This window comes from Mycobacterium sp., assembly GCF_049683355.1.
GTDB lineage: Bacteria > Actinomycetota > Actinomycetes > Mycobacteriales > Mycobacteriaceae > Mycobacterium.
The window spans coordinates 1-3,929 of sequence record NZ_JBAUJB010000319.1; the positions used below are offsets into that span (position 1 = coordinate 1).

A 3,929-nucleotide genomic window follows, 5' to 3' on the forward strand; every position below is an offset into this window, starting at 1 on the left:
CCTGAGACCCCCCGCACGGTCACCAGCCCACCGGCGCCCCCGCCATCCCCGTCGCCGACCGTCACCGCACTGCCGCCCCCACCACCTGAGCCGGGAACGAACTGCCGGGAAGTGTCATGACGACACAGCCGCAAGCCCCGGTCGCGGTGAAACCAGTACAGCCGACTCGCCGCAACGCCGAACTGATCCTGCTCGGCTTCGCCGCGTTGATCACCACGGTCGCGCTGCTGCTCGTCGAGGCCACCCAGGAACAGGGCCTGCGCTGGGATCTGGCGCAGTACACCGTCGCCTACCTGGCGCTGTTCGCCGGCGCACACCTGGCGATCCGCCGCTTCGCCCCCTACGCCGACCCGCTGCTGCTACCCGTGGTGGCGCTGCTGAATGGCTTGGGGCTGGTGATGATTCACCGCCTCGACCTCGCCGAGGGGGAGAACACCTCGCAGGGGTTGGGCGGTACGGCGAACCAGCAGATGTTGTGGACCCTGGTCGGAGTCGTCGGCTTCTCCGCCATCGTGATCTTTCTGCGCGACCACCGGCTGCTGTCGCGGTACGGCTACGTGTGCGGGTTCGCCGGCCTGATCCTGCTGGCGATTCCGGCGCTGCTACCCAGCTCGATGTCCGAGCAGAACGGTGCCAAGATCTGGATTCTGTTGCCCGGCTTCTCGATTCAGCCAGCAGAGTTCTCGAAGATCCTGCTGCTGATCTTCTTCGCCGCCGTACTGGTGTCCAAACGCAACCTGTTCACCAGCGCCGGCAAGCACGTGCTCGGCATGGACCTGCCCCGCCCGCGCGACCTGGCTCCGCTGTTGGCGGCCTGGATCGCCTCGATCAGCGTGATGATCTTCGAGAAGGATCTCGGCACCTCGCTGCTGCTGTACGCATCCTTCCTGGTGATGGTGTACATCGCCACCGAACGGTTCAGCTGGGTGGTGCTCGGGCTGGCGTTGTTCGCCGTGGGAAGCGTTGCGGCGTACTACCTCTTCGACCACGTCCGGGTTCGGGTGCAGACCTGGCGGGATCCGTTCGCCGACCCCGAGGGCGCCGGCTACCAGATGGTGCAGTCGCTGTTCAGCTTCGCCACCGGAGGCATCTTCGGCACCGGGCTGGGCAACGGCCAGCCGGGCACCGTGCCCGCCGCGTCCACCGACTTCATCATCGCCGCGATCGGTGAGGAGCTCGGGCTGGTGGGCTTGGCCGCTGTGCTGATGCTCTACACCATCGTGATCATCCGCGGGCTGCGGACCGCGATCGCCGTCCGTGACAGTTTCGGCAAGCTGCTCGCCGCCGGGCTGGCCACCACGCTGGCGATCCAGTTGTTCATCGTCGTCGGCGGGGTCACCAAGTTGATCCCGCTCACCGGCTTGACCACGCCGTGGATGAGCTACGGCGGCTCGTCCCTGGTCGCCAACTACCTGCTGCTGGGGATCTTGGTCCGCATCTCGCACGCCGCCCGCCGACCGATCGGCACCGGACCGCTGCCGGGCGGGCCCATCGCGGCCTCGAGCACCGAGGTGATCGAGAAGGTATGAACACCTCACTGCGCCGCATCTCGGTGATGATCATGGCCCTGATCGTGCTGCTGCTCGCCAACGCCACCCTGACCCAGGTGTTCACCGCCGACGGCCTGCGGTCGGATCCGCGCAACCAACGGGTGCTGCTCGACGAGTACTCGCGCCAGCGGGGCCAGATCTCGGCGGGCGGGCAACTGCTGGCCTATTCGGTGTCGACCGAGGGGCGGTTCCGGTTCCTGCGGGTCTATCCCGACCCGATGGCCTACGCACCGGTCACCGGTTTCTACTCGCTGAGCTACTCGAGCTCCGGCTTGGAGCGCGCCGAGGACACCATCCTCAACGGGTCCGACCAGCGACTGTTCGGACGCCGCCTGGCCGACTTCTTCACCGGCCGGGACCCCAGGGGCGGCAGTGTGGCCACGACGATCAACCCCGAGGTCCAGCAGGCCGCCTGGGAGGCCATGCAGGAGGGTTGCGACGGACCGTGCCGGGGCGCGGTCGTCGCCCTCGAGCCGTCCACCGGCAGGATCCTGGCGATGGTCTCGTCGCCGTCCTACGACCCGAACCTGTTGGCCACCCACGACATCGAGGAGCAGACGGCCGCCTGGCAACAGCTGCGCGACGACCCGGCTTCGCCGCTGTTGAACAGGGCGATCGCCGAGACCTACCCGCCCGGGTCGACGTTCAAGGTCCTCACCACCGCGGCAGCGCTGCAGGCCGGCGCCACGCCGGACACCCAGCTGACCGCACAGTCGGAGATCCCGCTGCCCAACAGCACCGCGACGCTGCAGAATTTCGGCGGGACCTCCTGCGGCGGCGGTCCGACCACCACCCTGCGCAACGCGTTCGCGAACTCCTGCAACACCGCCTTCGTCGAACTCGGCATGGACACCGGGGCCGAGGCCCTGCGCTCCACGGCGCGCGCGTTCGGCGTCGACGTGGATCCGGCCCCCATCCCCCTTCAGGTCGCCGAATCGACGCTCGGGCCGATCCCCGACGCCGCGGCGCTGGGGATGTCGAGCATCGGGCAGAAGGACGTCGCGCTGACGCCGTTGCAGCACGCGATGAGCGCGGCGACCGTCGCGCACAAGGGGGTCACGATGCAGCCGTATCTGGTCGACAGCCTGCGCGGACCCGACCTGTCCGACATCGCCACCACGGTTCCCACCGAAGAGCGGCGAGCAGTCACCGAGCAGGTCGCGGATACACTGACGGACTTGATGGTCGCCGCCGAGCAGGTGACTCAGCAGAAGGGAGCCATCGCCGGCGTGCAGATCGCATCCAAGACCGGCACTGCGGAGCACGGCACTGACCCACGCAACACGCCGCCGCATGCCTGGTACATCGCCTTTGCGCCCGCTCAGGCACCCAAGGTCGCAGTCGCGGTTGTCGTCGAGAACGGCGGCGATCGACTCTCGGCGACCGGCGGTGCGGTCGCGGCGCCCATCGGCCGCGCCACCATCGCCGCAGCGCTGCGGGGGGCCTCGTGAGCCGCCCAGTCGGAGGCGAGAAATGAGCCCCCGAGCCGGAGGCGAGAAATGAGCCCGAGAGTCGGAGTGACGCTGTCCGGTCGCTACCGGCTGCAACGGCTGATCGCCACCGGCGGGATGGGCCAGGTCTGGGAGGGTGTGGATTCCCGTTTGGGGCGCCGCGTCGCCATCAAGGTGCTCAAGGCCGAGTACTCGACGGACGCGGAGTTCGTCGAGCGGTTCCGAGCCGAGGCACGCACCGTCGCGATGCTCAACCACCCCGGTATCGCCGGCGTGTACGACTACGGCGAGACCGACATGGACGGCGAAGGCCGCACTGCTTACCTGGTGATGGAACTGGTCAACGGCGAACCGCTGAACTCGGTGATCAAGCGCACCGGCAGGCTGTCGCTGCGGCATGCGCTGGACATGCTCGAGCAGACCGGCCGCGCGCTGCAGGTCGCCCACACCGCGGGTCTGGTGCACCGCGACGTCAAGCCGGGCAACATCCTGATCACCCCCACCGGCCAGGTGAAGCTGACCGACTTCGGCATCGCCAAGGCCGTCGACGCCGCGCCGGTCACGCAGACCGGCATGGTGATGGGCACCGCCCAGTACATCGCACCCGAGCAGGCCCTGGGCCATGACGCGACCGCCGCCAGCGACGTGTACTCGCTGGGCGTGGTGGGCTACGAATCGGTGTCGGGGAAACGGCCGTTCACCGGCGACGGTGCGCTGACCGTGGCGATGAAGCACATCAAGGAGAACCCGCCTCCGCTGCCCGCCGACCTACCGCCCAACGTGCGCGAACTGATCGAGATCACGCTCGTCAAGAACCCCGGCATGCGTTACAAGTCCGGCGGAACGTTCGCCGACGCCGTCGCGGCGGTCCGCTCCGGACGGCGGCCGCCGCGCCCCAACGCGGCCCCGTCCCTCGGGCGTGCCGCCC

At 68.8% G+C, this 3,929-nt stretch carries 3 protein-coding genes; all 3 read left to right on the plus strand.

The genetic code is table 11. The annotated features are described in order from the left end of the window. The first annotated feature begins 116 nt into the window (after positions 1 to 116). Positions 117 to 1,529, plus strand: coding sequence for a peptidoglycan glycosyltransferase RodA (gene rodA, locus WA944_RS18715; protein ID WP_526371785.1), 1,413 nt, complete (start codon positions 117 to 119; stop codon positions 1,527 to 1,529). Continuing rightward, positions 1,526 to 3,001, plus strand: a complete 1,476-nt coding sequence (gene pbpA, locus WA944_RS18720; RefSeq protein ID WP_526647214.1) for a D,D-transpeptidase PbpA — start codon at positions 1,526 to 1,528, stop codon at positions 2,999 to 3,001. Before rodA ends, pbpA begins: the two co-directional genes overlap by 4 nt. 48 nt (positions 3,002 to 3,049) lie before the next feature. Then, positions 3,050 to 3,929 (plus strand): serine/threonine-protein kinase (locus WA944_RS18725; RefSeq protein ID WP_526647215.1); only part of this gene is annotated, 880 nt, incomplete at its 3' end.

Coding starts and splice junctions, on each gene's coding strand:
- rodA (WP_526371785.1), top strand. CDS start 117: ATGACGACACAGCCGCAAGCCCCGGTCGCGGTGAAACCAGTACAGCCG.
- pbpA (WP_526647214.1), top strand. CDS start 1,526: ATGAACACCTCACTGCGCCGCATCTCGGTGATGATCATGGCCCTGATC.